The 18,083-nt window shown below is 67.2% G+C and carries 13 protein-coding genes and 1 pseudogene; 10 read left to right on the plus strand and 4 right to left on the minus strand.

All coding sequences use genetic code 11. The features are described from left to right. Window positions 1-5: 5 nt before the first annotated feature. Entirely contained in the window at window positions 6-881 is an 876-nt protein-coding gene (locus ACVILH_RS06700; RefSeq protein ID WP_456712192.1) for a DUF4339 domain-containing protein, read from the minus strand. 208 nt (window positions 882-1,089) lie between these two features. On the opposite strand from ACVILH_RS06700, the gene ACVILH_RS06705 reads away from it, so the two are divergent. From ACVILH_RS06705 to ACVILH_RS06750, 10 genes are all read left to right on the plus strand, one after another. After that, window positions 1,090-1,428, plus strand: a complete 339-nt coding sequence (locus ACVILH_RS06705) for a P-II family nitrogen regulator (protein ID WP_456712193.1) — start codon at window positions 1,090-1,092, stop codon at window positions 1,426-1,428. Between the two features lie 84 nt (window positions 1,429-1,512). After that, the gene (locus tag ACVILH_RS06710) at window positions 1,513-2,817 is read left to right on the plus strand and encodes an ammonium transporter (protein ID WP_456712194.1); all 1,305 of its coding nucleotides are present in this window, start codon (window positions 1,513-1,515) and stop codon (window positions 2,815-2,817) included. Window positions 2,818-3,140: 323 nt separating this feature from the next. Further along, on the plus strand, window positions 3,141-3,479 hold the full coding sequence (locus ACVILH_RS06715) for a P-II family nitrogen regulator (RefSeq protein ID WP_006611147.1): 339 nt from the start codon (window positions 3,141-3,143) through the stop codon (window positions 3,477-3,479). Window positions 3,480-3,518: 39 nt separating this feature from the next. Then, on the plus strand, window positions 3,519-5,021 hold the full coding sequence (locus ACVILH_RS06720) for an ammonium transporter (protein ID WP_456712195.1): 1,503 nt from the start codon (window positions 3,519-3,521) through the stop codon (window positions 5,019-5,021). Between the two features lie 235 nt (window positions 5,022-5,256). Next, complete coding sequence (locus ACVILH_RS06725; protein ID WP_456712196.1) at window positions 5,257-5,565, plus strand: PilZ domain-containing protein; 309 nt, start codon at window positions 5,257-5,259, stop codon at window positions 5,563-5,565. A 157-nt stretch (window positions 5,566-5,722) separates the two neighbouring features. Beyond that, window positions 5,723-6,445 (plus strand): nucleotidyltransferase family protein, encoded by a 723-nt coding sequence (locus ACVILH_RS06730; RefSeq protein WP_456712197.1) that lies wholly within the window; start codon window positions 5,723-5,725, stop codon window positions 6,443-6,445. 407 nt (window positions 6,446-6,852) lie between these two features. Continuing rightward, window positions 6,853-9,999 (plus strand): double-strand break repair protein AddB, encoded by a 3,147-nt coding sequence (gene addB, locus ACVILH_RS06735; RefSeq protein WP_456712198.1) that lies wholly within the window; start codon window positions 6,853-6,855, stop codon window positions 9,997-9,999. Beyond that, entirely contained in the window at window positions 9,993-13,466 is a 3,474-nt protein-coding gene (addA, locus tag ACVILH_RS06740; protein ID WP_456712199.1) for a double-strand break repair helicase AddA, read from the plus strand. The genes addB and addA overlap by 7 nt, the downstream gene beginning before the upstream one ends. A 99-nt stretch (window positions 13,467-13,565) precedes the next feature. Then, window positions 13,566-13,889: a thioredoxin gene (gene trxA / locus ACVILH_RS06745; RefSeq protein WP_456712200.1), complete on the plus strand. Its 324-nt coding sequence runs from the start codon at window positions 13,566-13,568 to the stop codon at window positions 13,887-13,889. A 142-nt stretch (window positions 13,890-14,031) separates the two neighbouring features. Next, a complete protein-coding gene (locus ACVILH_RS06750; RefSeq protein WP_456716891.1) occupies window positions 14,032-15,045 on the plus strand; it encodes an ATP-dependent DNA ligase in 1,014 nt (337 codons plus the stop codon). Here the strand turns inward: ACVILH_RS06750 and ACVILH_RS06755 are convergent, their stop codons facing one another. The 3 genes and pseudogenes from ACVILH_RS06755 to accD form a co-directional block, all read right to left on the minus strand. Next, the gene (locus ACVILH_RS06755) at window positions 15,046-15,786 is read right to left on the minus strand and encodes a metallophosphoesterase family protein (RefSeq protein ID WP_456712201.1); all 741 of its coding nucleotides are present in this window, start codon (window positions 15,784-15,786) and stop codon (window positions 15,046-15,048) included. It lies immediately after the preceding gene. A 12-nt stretch (window positions 15,787-15,798) separates the two neighbouring features. Further along, the gene (locus ACVILH_RS06760) at window positions 15,799-17,136 is read right to left on the minus strand and encodes a bifunctional folylpolyglutamate synthase/dihydrofolate synthase (protein ID WP_456712202.1); all 1,338 of its coding nucleotides are present in this window, start codon (window positions 17,134-17,136) and stop codon (window positions 15,799-15,801) included. Then, window positions 17,133-18,072, minus strand: a pseudogene (gene accD / locus ACVILH_RS06765) (acetyl-CoA carboxylase, carboxyltransferase subunit beta). Before accD ends, ACVILH_RS06760 begins: the two are co-directional and overlap by 4 nt. Window positions 18,073-18,083 lie beyond the last annotated feature (11 nt).

Below are 18,083 nucleotides of genomic sequence, written 5' to 3' on the forward strand. Positions count from 1 at the left end.
GCCCATCAAACCGGCTGCGACCCGCGCGGCACCAGCGCAAACTGCGACACGTACCAGGCGCTGTACCAGCGCAGCAGCCACGGGATCGGGATGATGAACATCGAGGCGATCGAGACTGCGAGCGTGCGCCACAGCATCTCCAGACCGGACGCGGTGAACACCAGCTCGCGGCGCGATCCCTGGACGTTGCGGCAGATCCAGCGCATCCACGCCGTCAGCACCCAGGCCCAGCCGATGATGCTGATGCAGGAAACGAGCAGCAGCAGGTACCAGCCGACATAAGCGAGCGGGTTGCCCTCGAACCGCACCGGCAGCGGCTCGCCATTCGAGGTCAGCTTGGTGAAGACCCAGCGCAGCACCATCCAGCCGAGGAAGGCGGGAGCGATGGTCGAGATCAGGCTGATGATGAGGCTGCTGCTGAAGCCGAGATAGGTCAGCACGCCCATCGCGATGAAGACGTACCAGATGTCCAGCGGCTGGCCGGAGAAGCCGAGATTCGGCCGGCCGGGCACCTGCATGCGCTCGACGACGTAACGGTACAGATAGACCGCGGTCCACGGCGTCACGACGACCAGGAACTGGCCGAACACGTACAGCAAGGTCCGGCCGAAAAAGCCCCAGGTGTCGAGCTTGACTGCGAGCGCGCCGGCCGGCGCGGCGGCGCCCATGTTGTACGCGGGCGGCGCTCCCGGCGGCATGCTCGGCACCCCCGACATCAGCCCGGGAATGCGCCCCGCCTGCTCCCAGCCGGCCATGCCGTCGCTCCACAGCAGCGTCTCGGCCGTGACCACGCCCCTGGCGATCAGGTCGCGCAGCTCGTCCTCGGAGATGGGGCCCTGTTGCTGGCCTTGGGCTGCGTAATACCAGGAGCGATTCGACATAGGATATCCTTGAAGGGGAGGAGACAGAAAAACGTCCTCAGTCTGTCGTGCGAGCGCTGAATGCGTTCAGTGATATCCGTCACTCCTTGACGTTTTCACTTAACGCTGCGCTGATTTTGTGCCATTTGCCTATGAACAGGCCAAAACAGCCGCCCCATTGCTGCCTGCGAAACAGGCTGTTCAGCTCCGAGGAACCCAAGGCCCGCCCATGAAGCTCGTCGTCGCGATCATCAAACCCTTCAAGCTCGACGAGGTGCGCCAGGCCCTCACCGCGATCGGCGTCCACGGCATGACCGTGACCGAGGTCAAGGGCTACGGCCGCCAGAAGGGCCACACCGAGATCTATCGCGGCGCCGAATACATCGTGAACTTCCTGCCCAAGCTGCGCATCGAGATCGCGGTCAACACGGATATCGCCGACAAGGCGGTCGAGGTGATCACCACGCATGCGCGCACCGGCCAGATCGGCGACGGCAAGATCTTCGTGACGCCGATCGATCACGCCCGCCGCATCCGTACCGGCGAGACTGACAGCGACGCGCTGTAGGTCGTCGAGACCGCGGTCCGTCCGCCGCAACGGCGCGGCGGCACGACAACTCTCAATCTGATCCGACATGCCGGGGGGACTGTCATGGGGACCTTTGTGTCTCGTTGCCTGCGCGCGCCTGTGGCCTTGGCCGCGGCCATCATCTTCACCACGCCGGCCTGGGCCGCCGCGCCCTCCACGATCGAGGCCGCCGACACCGCCTGGATGATCGTCGCCACCGCACTGGTGCTGATGATGACGATCCCGGGTCTGGCGCTGTTCTACTCGGGCATGGTGCGCAAGAAGAACGTGCTGGCGACGATGGCGCAGAGCCTTGCGGCGGTGATGCTGATCTCGATCCTGTGGGTCGCGTTCGGCTATTCGCTCGCCTTCGTCGGCGACGGCGCATGGATCGGCACGCTCGACCGCGCCTTCCTTGCCGGCATGGGCATGGACAGCGTGCATCCCGGCGCCAAGACGATCCCGGAAGCGCTGTTCATGCTGTACCAGATGACGTTCGCCATCATCACGGTGGCGCTGGTGGCGGGCTCCGTCGCCGATCGCATGCGCTTCTCGGCGTATCTCGTGTTCGGCGTCGCCTGGTTCATCTTCGTCTATCTGCCGCTGGCGCATTGGATCTGGGGCGGCGGCTTCCTCGCCCAGGCCGGCGTGGTCGATTTCGCCGGCGGCCTGGTCGTGCATCTCTCGGCCGGCACCGGCGGGCTGGTGGCTGCGCTGGTGATGGGGCGGCGTCATGGCTATGGCAGCGAGAACCTGTCGCCGTTCGACCTGTCGCTGGCCGTGGTCGGCACCGGCCTGCTGTGGGTCGGCTGGTTCGGCTTCAATGGCGGCTCGGCGCTGGGGGCCAATGCGCACGCCGTGATGGCGATCCTCACCACGCATCTCGCCGCCTGCGCCGGCGCGATCACCTGGGGCGCGCTGGAATGGTCGACCCGGCGCAAGCCGTCGGTGCTCGGCATGATCTCCGGCGCAGTCGCGGGCCTCGGCACCATCACCCCGGCCTCCGGCTACGTCGCGCCCTGGCACGGTCTCGTGATCGGCGCGCTCGCAGGCATCATCTGCTACTGGGCCTGCACCTCGCTGAAGCACCGATTCAACTATGACGACTCGCTCGACGTGTTCGGCGTTCACGGCATCGGCGGCCTCACCGGCACCGTGCTGGCCGGCGTGTTCGCCACGGCAGCGATCGGCGGCACGGCCGGGCTCATCGAGGGCAACCCCAAGCAGTTGCTGTCGCAGCTCTACGGCGTGGCCGTCACCCTGGTGTGGTCGGGCGGCGTGACCTGGGGCCTCCTGAAGCTGGTCAGCGCCTTCGTGCCGCTGCGGGTGTCCCGCGAGCAGGAACTCGAGGGCCTCGATATCTCCCAGCACGGCGAAGCCCTGCAGTAATTGGCGGCATCTGATCCGTTCTGAGCCGGAGAAAACTGCCCGCTCAGTGAGCAGCATTGTGTCTTGAGCCTGACCTGCGCAGTTTTTGCGCAGGAATGCCCATTTGATGGGCGCGACCGAATAGCGCAGTCCTCCCGCACCCCCCTGAAGGCTGAAAAGGCCAGGATTCACGGCTCGTTAGCCGTGACCAGCCGTCTGGCACGGCATTTGATTCTATGGGCCCCGGCTGTGCCCGCGTCGTGAAGCTCTCTCCGCGTGGTGAACCTCAGTCGACAAGCAGCGCTCGGTAACGTCCGTGCCGGGCCCAAGCGGGGATAGGACCCATGAAAATTGTTATGGCGATCATTAAGCCATTCAAGCTCGAAGAAGTCCGGGACGCCCTGACCGCCATCGGCGTTCATGGTCTCACGGTGACCGAAGTGAAGGGGTACGGCCGGCAGAAAGGCCATACGGAGATCTACCGCGGCGCCGAATATGCGGTGAGCTTCCTGCCCAAGATCAAGATCGAGGTCGCGATCCCCTCGGACCAGGTCGACAAGACCATCGATGCGATCTCCTCCGCCGCCAAGACCGGCCAGATCGGCGACGGCAAGATCTTCGTCATCAGCCTCGACCACGCCGTGCGCATCCGCACCGGCGAAGCGGACGCTGCGGCTCTCTGATTTCGCGCTCAAACCAGAACACTTACGGAGTAGAATAAAATGACGTTCAAACGTCCAACCAGCGCGGGATGGGTTACGCTCGCAATTGCCGGGCTCTGCGTCGCAGGCCTCGCCGATGTCGCGTTCGCCGAGGACGCGCCGGCCGCCGCTGCCGCAGCCGCCCCCGTTCCGAACAAGGGCGACGTCGCCTGGATGCTGATCTCCAGCGCGCTCGTCCTGATGATGTCCGTCCCCGGCCTGGCGCTGTTCTATGGCGGTCTCGTCCGCACCAAGAACATGGCCTCTATCCTGACTCAGGTGTTCGCGATCGTCGCCATGGTCGGCGTGGTCTGGACGCTCTACGGCTACTCGCTCGCCTTCACCGACGGCGGCAGCATGACCAAATATGTCGGCGGCTTTGCCAAGGCCTTCCTGCACGGTGTCGATGCGAACTCCACGGCCGCGACGTTCTCGAACGGCGTCGTGATCCCGGAGCTCGCCTACTTCGTGTTCCAGATGACCTTCGCGATGATCACCCCGGCCCTGATCGTCGGCGCCTTCGCCGAGCGCATCAAGTTCTCGGCCGTGATGCTGTTCGTGCTGCTGTGGGTGACCTTCATCTACTTCCCGATCGCGCATTGGGTCTGGTACGTGCCGGCGCCGGATGACATCGCTGCCGCCGCCAAGGCTCTCGCTGCCGCGACCGACGCTGCCGCCAAGACCGCCGCTCAGGCCAAGCTCGACGAAGTCACCAGCAATGCCGGCTGGCTGTTCCAGGCGGGCGCGCTGGACTTCGCCGGCGGCACCGTGGTGCACATCAACGCTGGCATCGCGGGCCTCGTCGGCGCCGTGCTGGTCGGCAAGCGCACCGGCTACGGCAAGGAGCTGATGGCTCCGCACTCGCTGACCATGACCATGATCGGCGCTGCGCTGCTGTGGGTCGGCTGGTTCGGCTTCAACGCCGGCTCCAACCTGGAATCGAACGGCGTCACCGCGCTGGCCTTCGTCAACACGATGGTCGCCACCGCCGGTGCGGCGCTGTCCTGGCTGCTGTGCGAATGGGCCGTCAAGGGCAAGCCCTCGCTGCTCGGCATCTGCTCGGGTGCGGTCGCCGGCCTCGTCGCCGTCACCCCGGCCTCCGGCTATGCCGGCCCGATCGGCGCGCTGGTGCTCGGTCTGATCGTCTCGCCGGTCTGCCTGTTCTTCGTCTCCACCGTGAAGAACGCGCTGGGCTATGACGACGCTCTGGACGTGTTCGGCGTGCACTGCATCGGCGGCATCATCGGCGCGCTGGCCACCGGCATCCTGGTCAACCCGGCTCTCGGCGGCGTCGGCATCACCGACTACACCAACATCACCGGCAACAACGCGGGCACCTACGAGTTCGGCACGCAGATGCTGGCTCAGATCAAGGCTGTCCTCGCCACGCTGGTGTGGTCGGGTGTCGGCTCGGCGATCCTCTACAAGGTCGTCGACGTGATCATCGGCCTGCGTCCGACCGTCGAGCAGGAGCGCGAGGGTCTGGATATCACCGACCACGGCGAGCGCGCCTACAACTACTGAGTTCTCCCGGGACTTGGCCCCACCGGGCCAAGTCCGCAACTTCGGTTCGGGCAGATACCCGGCAATGCCCTGACCGTTGAGGGGCTCCAGCGCAAGCTGGGGCCCCTTTCTTTTTTCTCCAGGTTGGATCGTCGCCCGCCACGTCACCACCCCCGTAGCTTTACCGGTTCTTAGCCATCCCCGCTTACCTTGCGGCCAGCGGCACCACCGACGCCGCGCGGCAATGGAGGTTGCGATGGCAGAGCGGATGAAGGGCGAGCGCGTCGTCTTCGAGCGCGGCATCCCGGCTTTCATGATGGGCATCGACGGCACCTGGCGGCGCAACTGCACCATCGAGGACGTCTCCGAGACCGGCGCCAAGCTGACCGTCGAGGGCTCGGTCGAGGGCCTGCATTTGAAGGAATTCTTCCTACTGCTGTCGTCGACCGGGCTGGCCTACCGGCGCTGCGAGCTGGCCTGGGTCAACGGCGACCAGATCGGCGTCACCTTCCTGAAACAGGGCGGCAAGAAGAAAACCAACAAGCGCGCGGCCGCCGAGGTCTGACGGCGGCATAAGGACCTCTGCGGCATCTTGCATCACGACGGCGGCGGGCGGCCGTCGCATATTCGTCATCGCGTCAGGCTATCGCAACCGACCGAGACGATAGATGTTTTTGCGTGGTATGATTCGCAGATACCACCTTTGATCGAGATGCCCTGAGATGCCCGTCCACCCGCACAAAGCCATGGTCCTCGCCGCCGGTCTCGGATTGCGCATGCGCCCGCTGACGGACACGATGCCCAAGCCGCTGGTGCGCGTCGCCGGGCGCCCGCTGCTCGACCACGTGCTCGACCGCCTCGCCGAAGCCGGCGTCACCGAAGCCGTCGTCAACGTGCACTACTTGGCCGACCAGATCATCGAGCACACCGCGACGCGCAGCGCGCCGCGCGTGATCATCTCCGACGAGCGCGAGCAGGTGCTCGGCACCGGCGGCGGCGTGGTCAAGGCGCTGCCGCTGCTCGGGCACGAGCCGTTCTTCCACGTCAACTCCGACACGATGTGGATCGAGGGCGTGCGCCACAATCTGACGCGCCTCGCCGACGCCTTCGATCCCGAGCGCATGGACATCATGCTGCTGATGGCGCCGACGGCGAGCTCGATTGGCTATTCCGGCCAGGGCGACTACGCGATGCTCGCCGACGGCACCTTGCGCAAGCGCCGGGAGCATCAGGTGGTCCCGTTCGTCTACGCCGGCGCGGCGATCATCTCGCCTTCAATCTTCGACGGCGCACCGTCGGGCGAGTTCTCACTGACCAAGATGTTCGACAAGGCCAACGAGCAGGACCGCCTGTTCGGCCTGCGCCTCGAAGGCGTCTGGATGCATGTCGGCACGCCTGCCGCGGTGACCGAAGCCGAAGAGGCGCTGCTGGAGAGCGCGGCGTAGTACTGGAGCCGAAGCCGTCTCCTCACATCCGGTGTCGTCCCGGCCTTGAGCGGGACCCATAGCCACCGGCGGGGGTGACGACGGCTGGTCACGACCATCCCGCAACAAACATCAGCCTGTGGCTATGGGTCCCGGGTCGGCGCCTCCGCCAGCGCTGACGCGCTGTCGAAGGCTTGCCCGGGACGACACCGAACGTACTGAGAGCGCGTGATCGGCTCACTGCTGCGGGACGACGTCGCGCCCGGAACTCGCCCTTCGCGCCGTGAAGAGCTGTCCACGCACACGCGCGCTTGCGGGCAGCCGTCGGCCACGCCCGCACCTATCAACACCCATCCACACCCCGGGTATGACCTTCCGCCCACCACTCCCTATATAGACGCCCAGATCCACCCGCGAATCGCAGGGCCATGCGCGTCTTCACCGTTCCCATCTCGGCGCCGTTCCTGCGCAGCGTGATCGCCGCGCTGGTGGATGGACGGCTGGTCGATGGTTTCGAGGCGCGCAGCGATCCCGCAAGACTTGCGACGGCGACGCTGTATCTGCCGACACGCCGCTCGCTCCGTGTCGCGCGCGAGATGTTCCTGGACGAACTGAAGACCGATGCCGCGGTGCTGCCGCGGCTCGTCGCGCTCGGCGACATCGACGAGGACGAGCTGGCCTTTGCGGAGGATCGCGACGCGTTTCTCGGCCCGGCACCGCTGGAGATTCCGGAGCGGCTCGACGACCTGCAGAGGCGGCTGACGCTCGCGCGGCTGGTCGCGGCCTGGGCGAAGACGCCGGTGTCGGCGCCGCTGGTGATCGGCGGTCCCGCCTCGACGCTTGCGCTCGCCGGCGACCTCGCCCGTCTCATCGATGACATGGTGACGCGCGGCGTGTCCTGGGATGCGCTGGACGCGCTGGTGCCGGATCAGCTCGACAAATACTGGCAGTATTCGCTGGAGTTCCTGCGCATCGCGCGCACCGCGTGGCCGGCCTATCTGCAGGAGATCGAGCGGATCGAGCCGGCGGCGCGGCGTGATCTGCTGATATCAGCCGAAGCCGCGCGCCTCTCGGCCCATCCGGATGGGCCTGTCATCGCTGCTGGCTCCACCGGCTCGATGCCCGCGACGGCAAAGTTCCTGCTCGCGGTCGCCAAGCTGCCGCACGGTGCCGTGGTGCTGCCCGGGCTCGACACCGATCTCGACGAAGCCGCGTGGAGCTCGATCGGCGGCGCCAAGGATCGCTCCGGCCGCGTGATCACGCCCCCCGCGGTCAATCATCCGCAATATGCGATGCATCTGCTGCTCAAGCGCTTCGGCATGGAGCGGCGCGACGTCGTTCGACTCGTGCCACCGGGCCGCGGCGGCCGCGAGGTGCTGATATCAGAGGCGATGCGCCCATCGGAGGCCACCGCCGTCTGGCACGAGCGGCTGCGCCAGTTCGACATCGCCGCCAACATCGCCGAGGCGATGGACAATCTGTCGATCGTCGCCGCGCCCAATCCGGAGATGGAGGCGCTGGCGATTGCGATCGCGATGCGCGAGGCGCGGCATCTCGGCAAGTCCGCGGCACTCGTGACGCCGGACCGCGCGCTGGCGCGCCGGGTGATGGCGGCGCTGACGCGTTGGCACCTGACGTTCGATGACTCCGGCGGTGATGCGCTGCTGGAGACGCCCGCCGGCATCTTCGCGCGCCTCGCCGCGGAGGCCGCCGCGCGCGGCCTGGAGCCGCCGACCTTACTCGCGCTGCTCAAGCATCCGCTGTGCCGGCTCGGCCGCGCTGCCCATGGCTGGAAACATGCGATCGAGACGCTGGAGCTCGCTTTGCTTCGCGGCACCCGGCCACAAGCCGGCACCAGCGGTCTCGCGCGCGACTTCGCCCGCTTCCGCGACGAGCATACCAAGCTGCACCAGGGCGACGCGTCGTCGCTGCACCGTGCCGAGCCGCGCGCGCGGCTCAAGCCCGAACAGCTCGACCAGGCCGGCGCGCTGATCGCGCAATTGCAGGCGGCGCTCGCGCCGCTCGAAAATCTCGCGTCGCCGCGCCCGCAGGATTTCGCCGAGCTCGCCGCACGTCACCGCGAGGTGCTGATCGCGCTGTCGACCGACGATGCCGCCCTCACGACTGCGTTCACGGATCGTGATGGCTCCGCGCTGGCGCGCTGCTTCGACGACCTGCTCGCCTCCGGCGAACGCTGCGGCCTAATGGCGCCGCTGTCGGACTATCCGGACCTGTTCCACACCGCCTTCTCCGATCGCGCGGTGCGCCGCCCCGAGCGCCACGGCGCGCAGCTGCAGATCTATGGTCCGCTCGAAGCGCGGCTGATGCAGGCCGATCGCATGATCATCGGCGGTCTCGTCGAGGGCATCTGGCCGCCGGCGCCGCGCATCGATCCCTGGCTCAGCCGCCCGATGCGGCATCAGCTCGGCCTCGATCTGCCCGAGCGCCGCATCGGACTATCAGCGCACGATTTCGCGCAGTTGCTCGGCGCGCCCGAGGTGATCCTGACTCACGCCGCGAAATCCGGCGGCGCGCCGGCGGTGGCTTCGCGCTTCCTGCATCGCCTCGAAGCCGTCGCCGGTACCGAGCGCTGGAAGGCGGCGGAGGCGCGCGGCGACGCCTATGTCCGCTATGCCGAGGTGCTGGATCAGCCCCGCGAGGTGAAGCCGGTCGAGCAGCCGGCACCGAAGCCGCCGCTGGAGGCCCGGCCGCTGCGGATGTCAGTGACCGCGATCGAAGACTGGCTGCGCGATCCCTACACCATCTTCGCGCGCTACATTCTCAGGCTCGACCCGCTCGATCCCGTCGACATGCCGCTGTCGGCCGCCGATCGCGGCTCGGCGATCCACGAAGCCATCGGCGAGTTCACGCAAACCTATGCAGAGGCGCTGCCGCTGCATCCGGCGCATGCGCTGCGCGTGATCGGCGAGAAGCATTTTGCGCTGCTCATGGAGCGCCCCGAAGCGCGCGCGCTGTGGTGGCCGCGCTTCCAGCGCATCGCCGGCTGGTTCGCTGCCTGGGAGACCGCGCGGCGCGAACAGATCGGCGCGATCACCGCCGAGATCCGTGGCGAGATCGGCATTCCGCTCGGCAAGGACCGCACATTCATGCTGTCGGCGCGCGCCGATCGTATCGAGCGGCGGGCCGAGGGCACCTACGCCATCCTTGACTACAAGACCGGCCAGCCGCCGACCGCCAAACAGGTGCGCATGGGCCTGTCACCGCAGCTGACGTTGGAAGCCGCGATCCTGCGCGAAGGTGGCTTCGACGGCATTCCGGCCGGCAGTCTGATCAGCCAGCTCGTCTACGTCCGCTTGTCGGGCAACAATCCGCCGGGCGAGGAACGCATCCTCGAACTGAAGATCAACAAGAGCGACACGCCGCAGCATCCGGATCAGGCTGCCCAGGAGGCGCGCACCAAGCTGGAAGAGCTGATCCGCAGCTTCGAGGATCCCAATCAGGGCTACACCTCGCTGAACCTGTCGATGTGGGCGAACCGCTACGGCAGCTATGACGACCTCGCCCGCATCAAGGAATGGTCGGCCGCCGGCGGATTGGGAGTGGAGGAATGGTGAAGGCGCCCCGCCCCATTCCGCAGGCCGTGCGCGACGCGCAGACGCGCGCCTCGAACCCGGCGGCGTCGGCATTCGTCTCGGCCAATGCCGGCTCGGGCAAGACGCATGTGCTGGTGCAGCGCGTGATCCGGCTGCTGCTCGACGGCGTGCCGCCGGAGAAGATCCTCTGCATCACCTTCACCAAGGCGGCCGCCGCCAACATGGCCGAGCGCGTGTTCTCGACCCTCGGACATTGGGTGACGCTCGACGACGACGCGCTCGACAGCGCGATCAAGTCGACCGGCATTCTGAACTCCGACAAGAAGCTCCGGGCGTCGGCGCGAAAACTGTTCGCCAGCGCACTGGAGACGCCGGGCGGGTTGAAGGTGCAGACCATCCACGCACTGTGCACCCGGCTGCTGCAGCAGTTTCCGTTCGAGGCCAATGTGCCGGCGCGGTTCTCGGTGCTCGACGAGCGCGACCAGACCGAGATGATGGAGCGCGCCAATCTGAAGGTGCTGCTCGATGCCTCCAGGGCGCCCGACAGCGCCATCGGCCGCGCGCTGCAGGTGGCGATGGCCAATGCCGCCGATTCCACGTTCAAGGAGGTCGTGCGCGAAGCGTGCCTCAGCCGCGATCATTTCATGGCCTGGACCGATGGCGCCGGCCGCGTCGAGGTTGCCGCGCAGCATCTCGGCGAGGTGCTCGGCATCAGCGCTGATGAGACGCTGGAGGCAATCGAGCGCGACATTGTCGACGGCCCCAATCTGCCGCGCGCGGATTGGACCGAGATTGCCGCGCGGCTCGACGGCGGCGCCAAGACCGATCAGAAGCAGGCCGATCAGTTGCGCGCGGCGCTGGCGTTCTCGGGCAGCGATCAGGTCGACGAATATCTCCGCGTGTTCCTGACCGACGACAAGGAGCCGCGCAAGTCGGTGCTGACCAAGAAGTTCGCCGAGAGCAATCCCGGGCTCGCCGGGCTGTTCGACTCGGAAGCGCGCCGGCTCGACCGCCTGATCGAGAAGCGCCGCGCGGCTGTGGTGCGCGACCGCACCGAGGCGCTGCTGCAGATCGCGACCGCGGCCGCCGCGAACTATCGGCGCGAAAAGGAAGAGCGCGGGCTGCTCGACTACGACGACCTGATCGACAAGACGCTCGTCATGCTCAACCGCGTCTCCGCCGGCTGGGTGCACTACAAGCTCGACCGCGGCGTCGACCACGTGCTGATCGACGAGGCGCAGGACACCAGCCCGCGGCAATGGGACATCGTCGCCCATATCATCGAGGAGTTCACGTCCGGCGCCGGCGCGCGCGACGGGCTGACGCGCACGATCTTCGCGGTCGGCGACGAGAAGCAGTCGATCTTCTCGTTCCAGGGCGCCGATCCGCACGAATTCGACGCGCGAAGGCGGCAACTGCAGAAGCGCTTCACCGACGCCGGCCTGCTGTTCGATCCCGTGTCCTTCACCTACTCGTTCCGCTCCGGGCCGACGGTGCTGCACGCGGTCGACCACGTCTTCAGGGAGCGCGAGGTCTACAGCAGCATCCATTCGCCCGATATCGGCTACCCCATCCACAACGCGCTGACCGATGCCGGGCCGAGCCTGGTCGAGCTGTGGTCGTTGTGCGAGCGCGACGACCGCAAGGAGATCGAGGGCTGGCGCGCGCCGTTCGACGGCGTCTCGGTGACGAGCCCGGAGGTGAAGCTCTCCAGGCGCATCCAGGCCGAGATCAAGCGGCTGATCCGCGTCGGCACCATGACCGGGCATGACGGCGCGCGGCGGCGGCTGAGCTATGGCGACATGCTGATCCTGGTGCGCCGGCGCGGCACCGCCTTCGATGCCGTGATCCAGGCGCTGAAGCACGCCGGCATTCCCGTCGCGGGCGCTGACCGGCTCAAGCTGACCGAGCACATCGCGATCATCGACCTGATGAACCTCGCCGACGCACTGCTGCTGCCGCAGGACGATCTCGCGCTGGCGACCGCGCTGAAGAGCCCGCTGTTCGGCCTCGACGATGACGATCTGTTCAAGCTCGCCTGGCAGCGGCGCGGCAGCTTGCGCGAGGCGCTGAGTGCGCATGCGGCTGATGATCCGCGGCTGCAGGCGGTCGTCCGGCGCCTGCAGCAATGCGAGCGCCGCGCGGCCGAGGACACGCCGTTCGCGTTCTACGCCTGGCTGCTCGGCGGCGATGGCGGCCGGCGGCGCATCCTGGCGCGGCTCGGCCACGAGGCCAATGACGCGCTCGATGAATTCCTCGAGCTGGCGCTGTCCTACGAGCGCAAGGCGCCGGCCTCGCTGCAGGGTTTCGTCGCCTGGCTCCGCGCCGCCGACACCGAGGTGAAGCGCGACATGGAGATCTCGCGCGACGAGGTCCGCGTGATGACCGTGCACGGCGCCAAGGGCCTCGAGGCGTCGGTGGTGTTCTTGGTCGATACGACATCGTCGCCGGCGGATTCGCAGCGGCTGCGGCTGATCCATGTACCGCATGGCGAGCGCGAGATCGTGGTCTGGGCCGGGCGCAAGGCGGACGATCCGCAAGCCGTCGTGGCGGCGCGCGCGGCGATGCTCAAGGAGACCGAGGACGAATATCGCCGGCTGCTTTATGTCGCGATGACCCGCGCCGCCGATCGCCTCATCATCGGCGGCTGCATGCCGGGCAACATGACCAATGTCCGCGGCGGTAGCTGGTACGACTTGATGGCACGCGGGCTCGATGCCGCGGGCTTGGAGGTCGAGGTGCTCGAGACCGAGGATGGGCCGGTGAAGCGCTACGCGCGGGCCGAGGACATCGCCGAGACCTCCAAGGATGAGGCGCGGCAGATCGTCGAGACAGCCGTCGAGCTGCCAGTATGGTTGCGCACGGCGGCGATCGAGGCGCCCGGCGAGGTCGCGGTGCTCCGGCCATCCGATCCATCTTCTGACGAGCGACCGGTGCGTACGGGCGAATCGCTGGCCGCGCGTAGTCTCGCGATGCAGCGCGGCACCCTGGTGCATCGCTTGCTGCAGTCATTGCCCGACGTGGCGCCGGAGCGTCGGCGCGACGCTGCGCTGCGCTACCTGCTTCGCAATGCCCCAGACTGGCCCGAGGACGAGCGGAACAGGCTCGCTGACAGCGTGCTCAATGTGATCGGCGATCCCCGTTTCGCGGCGGTGTTCGCGCCCGGCAGCCGGGCCGAAGTGTCGATCGTCGGCCGGCTCGCGCAGGCCGGGCAACCAGCGGCGCTGGTGTCCGGCCAGATCGATCGCCTGGTCGTGACCGAGGCCGAGGTGCTGATCGTCGACTTCAAGACCAACCAGCAGCCGCCCTCAGGGCTGGCCGAGGTGCCCGAGGCCTATGTCCGCCAGCTCGCGCTATACCGCGCCGTGCTCGGGCAATTGTACCCCGGACGGGTGGTCCGGGCCGCCCTGCTCTGGACCGAAGCCCCTGAATTCATGGAGCTTCCAGCCTCCGCGCTGGACGCCATGCTGCCATCCCCGCACGACTGAGTGAGCAAGCTTGACCCGGCCACAGGCCGTTCATACTTTGACACCCACGCTGAGGCGGCGCATCCGTGCCGCTCCCTCCAACCGAACGAGGTAAATCCCATGGCCGCCGTAGCCAAGGTTTCCGACGCCGATTTCGAAAGCGAAGTGCTCAAGGCCGACGGTCCGGTCGTGGTCGATTTCTGGGCCGAGTGGTGCGGCCCCTGCCGCATGATCGCCCCGGCCCTCGACGAGATCGCGAACGCGATGGGCGACAAGGTCAAGATCGTCAAGCTGAACGTCGACGAGAGCCCGAAGACGGCGTCGAAGTACGGCGTGATGTCGATCCCCACCCTGATGGTGTTCAAGGGCGGCGAGATGGCCTCCCGCCAGGTCGGCGCCGCGCCGAAGGCCAAGCTGCAGCAGTGGATCTCGTCGTCGATGTGACGCGCTCGCACAACGATTTTTCTCGAACGGCCGGCGGATTCGCCGGCCGTTTGCGTTGAGGGGGTGTGTTGTCGCGTTTTCGGATGCCGCCATGCCCGCCCGTGCTCATCGCTCGCCCTCCCGCAAGTCAGGCCTCTTGGCCATGGAGGCGCGCTCGGTGGAGGCGATCCCGCGCGGCGAGGAGTGGCAGTATGAGCCGAAATGGGACGGCTTCCGCTGCCTGCTCACGCGCGACGGCGCTCACGTGACGATGCAATCCAAAGCCGGCGAGGATCTCGCGCGCTACTTTCCGGAGATCGTCGCCGCCGCGCGCGAGCTGAAGGCTAACAGTTTTACGCTCGATGGCGAGCTGGTGGTGCCGCAGGCCAAGTCGTTCTCGTTCGACGCGCTGCTGCAGCGGATCCATCCCGCCGCCAGCCGGGTGAAGAAACTATCCGTGGAAACGCCCGCGCTGTTCCTCGCCTTCGACCTGCTGGCGACGGAGAAGGACAAAGAGCTGATGGCGCAGACGCTGCACGAGCGACGCCCGGCACTGGAAACGTTCGCAAAGGCGACCTTCGCCGGACATCCGACCTTCCGGCTGTCACCCGCCACCACGCGCTACGCGACCGCGCAGGACTGGCTGGCCCATTCCGGCGGCGGCTCGGACGGCGTGATCGCCAAGCGCATCGACCTGCCCTACCAGGCGGGCAATCGCGACGGCATGCAGAAGATCAAGCGCTATCGCTCGGCGGACTGCGTGATCGGCGGCTTCCGCTACGCCACCAACAAGGGCGTGGGCGGCCGCAAGCTCGTCGGCTCTTTGTTACTTGGTCTCTACGACGATGACGGGCTGCTGCATCATGTCGGCTTCACCTCCGCGCTCAAGGCAGCGGAGAAGCCCGCGCTGACCGACAAGCTCGAGCCGCTGATCTCACCGCCCGGCTTCACCGGCAATGCGCCGGGTGGGCCGAGCCGCTGGTCGACGGAGCGCTCTGCGGAATGGTGCCCGCTGAAGCCGAAGCTGGTGATCGAGGTCTGCTTCGACCATTTCTCCGGCGAGCGCTTCCGCCACGGCACCTCGATCCTGCGCTGGCGTCCCGACAAGGCACCGAAGCAATGCACCTTCGATCAGCTCCAGCACAAGGTCGCCGATCCCCTGAAGCTGCTCGCCTGATCAGCGGATCCAGCCGGTCGCAAGCGCAGACGCGAACTCTGTCTCGCCATTGGCGCGCGCCAGCTCGGCCATGGCGCCGTGATCATAGGGCACGTGACGGAAGCTCACGCTCCAGCCGGCCGGCGTCAGCTCCAGGATCGCGTAGCGCGCGTCCGGCGTTCCGGCCTGCACGACATGCGGGTGCGGGACGTTGTAGGAATATCCGGGGCTGCCGACGCTGCCGGGGTTCACGATCAGCCGACCGTCACGCAGCCGCACGGCCCGCGCCGTGTGCGTATGGCCGCACAGGATCAGCGACTGCGAAATACCGGCAGCCAGCTTCTCGATCTCATCCAGCGGCGCGCAAGTGATCGCGCCGTCAGCCGCGACGTTTTCGAGCCAATAGACGTTGTCGTCCTCAGGCGTCGCATGACAGAGAAAGACCTGGTCGCGATAGACGGCCGTCGCCGGGATCGTGCGCAGCCAATCGAGATGCCTGGCGTCAAGCTGCGGATAGGCGGGGCGCTCCCAGGCGCCCATCGTCTCGAACGGACGATCGATCAGCCAGCGATCGTGATTGCCGCGCACATGCACGGCGTCGAGCGCCATCAGCCTGTCCAGCGTCTTGCGCGCATCCAGCGGACCGCTCGCCATGTCGCCGAGATCGATGATCTCAGTCACGCCTTGCGCGCTGATATCCGCGAGCACGGCCTCCAGCGCGAGATGGTTGCCGTGGACGTCGGCGATCGCGGCAAAGCGCATATGTCATTTTCCTCAGGTCGGCGGCGTGCCGTTGAGGTCGAGCACGTGGCCTGCGAGATAAAGCGACCCCGTGATCAGAATACGCGGCGGCACCTCATAGGCAAGCCGCGCGATGCCGGCGAGCGCGGACGCCACGCCGTCGGCGATCTCGACGCGCATGCCGAGCGTGCGCGCGGCGGCGGCGAGATCGGCCGGCGCCATCGCCTTGCTCTCGTTCGGAATGGGAACGACGATGATGTGCCGCGTCAGACCGGCGAAATTGCCGAGGAACGCTGCGGCATCCTTGTTGCCCATCATGCCGACGATGACGACGAGCTGCCGCGACACGCGCTCTTCGAGATCGCCGATCGCAGCCGCCACGACGCGGCCGCCTTCGGCATTGTGGCCGCCGTCGAGCCAGATCTCCGCGCCCTGCGGCGCGATCGCGGTGAGCGCGCCGTTCGAGAGCCGCTGCATGCGGGCCGGCCATTCGGCGTTGACGATGCCGTCCTCGAACGCCTTCGTTGTGAGCTTGAACTGATCGAGCGCGCGTAACGTGGCGATCGCAAGCCCCGCATTGTCGAACTGATGCCGGCCGAACAGTTTTGGCGCCGGAAGATCGAGAAGACCGCGATCGTCCTGATAGACGAGCCGATTGCGCTCGACATTGACGTGCCAGCTCTCGCCGGCGGCGAACAGCGGCGCGCGCTGGCGCTTGGCCTCGCGCTCGATCACCGCCATCGCGTCCGGCTCCTGCGCCGCGGAGATCACCGGGCAGCCGCGCTTGATGATGGCGGCCTTCTCGGCCGCGATCAGCGCGCGGGTGTCGCCGAGGAATTCCATATGGTCCATGCTGATCGGCGTCAGCACGGAGGCCGCGACCTGCTCGACCACATTGGTCGAATCGAGCCGGCCGCCGAGACCGACCTCGAGCAGCACGACATCGGCCGGATGCTTGGCGAACAGCACGAAGGCCGCGACGGTCTTCACCTCGAAGAAGGTGATCGGCGCGCCGGCATTGACGCGCTCGCATTCGAGCAGCGCGGAGATCAGCTCGTCGTCATCGACGAGCACGCCGCCGCCAACCCGACCGATGCGATAGCTCTCGTTGATGCGCACCAGCCAGGGCGAGGTGAAGACGTGGACGCGCAGGCCCGCCGCTTCGAGCATCGCCCTGAGATAAGCGACCGTGGAGCCCTTGCCGTTGGTACCGGCGACGTGGATCACCGGCGGCAGCTTGCGTTCGGGATGATCGAGCTGCGCGAGCAGCCGGTGCATGCGCTCCAGCCCGAGCGAGATCTTGCTCGGATGCAGCGCCGAGAGCCGCGTGATCAGCTCGTCGAGCGAAGGCTTTGCGGCGGAAGCGTTCACGCGCTCGTTGCGACCGCCGGCGCTTCCGCCGCCTCGGCGGGCTTGGCCGGCGGCGGCAGCTGCGGCGCGGGCTTGGCGTGTTCGACGGCCGGCGCCTTGGTCAGCAGGCGGCACAGCCGCGCCAGGGTCGGGCGCAGATCGTGGCGATGCACCACCATGTCGACCATGCCGTGATCGAGCAGGTACTCAGCGCGCTGAAAACCCTCGGGCAGCTTCTCGCGGATGGTCTGCTCGATGACGCGCGCACCGGCAAAAGCCGATCAGCGCGCCGGGCTCGGCGATGTGGACGTCGCCCAGCATCGCGTAGGACGCGGTGACGCCACCGGTGGTCGGATTGGTCTGCACGACGATGTAGGGCAGCTTGGCCTCGCGCAGCATCTGCACGGCCACTGTGGTGCGCGGCATCTGCATCAGCGACAGGATGCCCTCCTGCATGCGCGCGCCGCCGGAGGCCGCGAACACGATGAACGGCGACTTCTTCTCGACCGCGAGCTCGAGCCCGCGCACGATCGCCTCACCAGCGGCCATGCCGAGCGAGCCGCCCATAAAGTCGAAATCCTGCACGGCGATGACCACGCCCATGCCTTCGAGCTTGCCGAAGCCGACCTTGACGGCATCGTTCATGCCGGTGCGCGCTCGCGCATCCTTTATGCGGTCGGCATAGCGGCGCTCGTCACGGAATTTGAGCGGGTCGGGCGTCACCTCGGGCAGCGCGACGTCGAACCAGGTCTCGTTGTCGAACATCGACTTGAGCCGCGCCGATGCGCCCATGCGCATGTGGTAGTTGGAGCCGGGAATGACGAACTGGTTCGCCTCGACATCCTTGTAGAACACGAGCTGTCCGGAATCCGGGCACTTGATCCAGAGGTTCTCCGGCGTCTCGCGGCGCAGGATGTTGCGGATCTTCGGCCGGACCACATTGGTAAGCCAGTTCATGAAAAGCTCCG

Source organism: Bradyrhizobium sp. USDA 4353 (assembly GCF_054063215.1).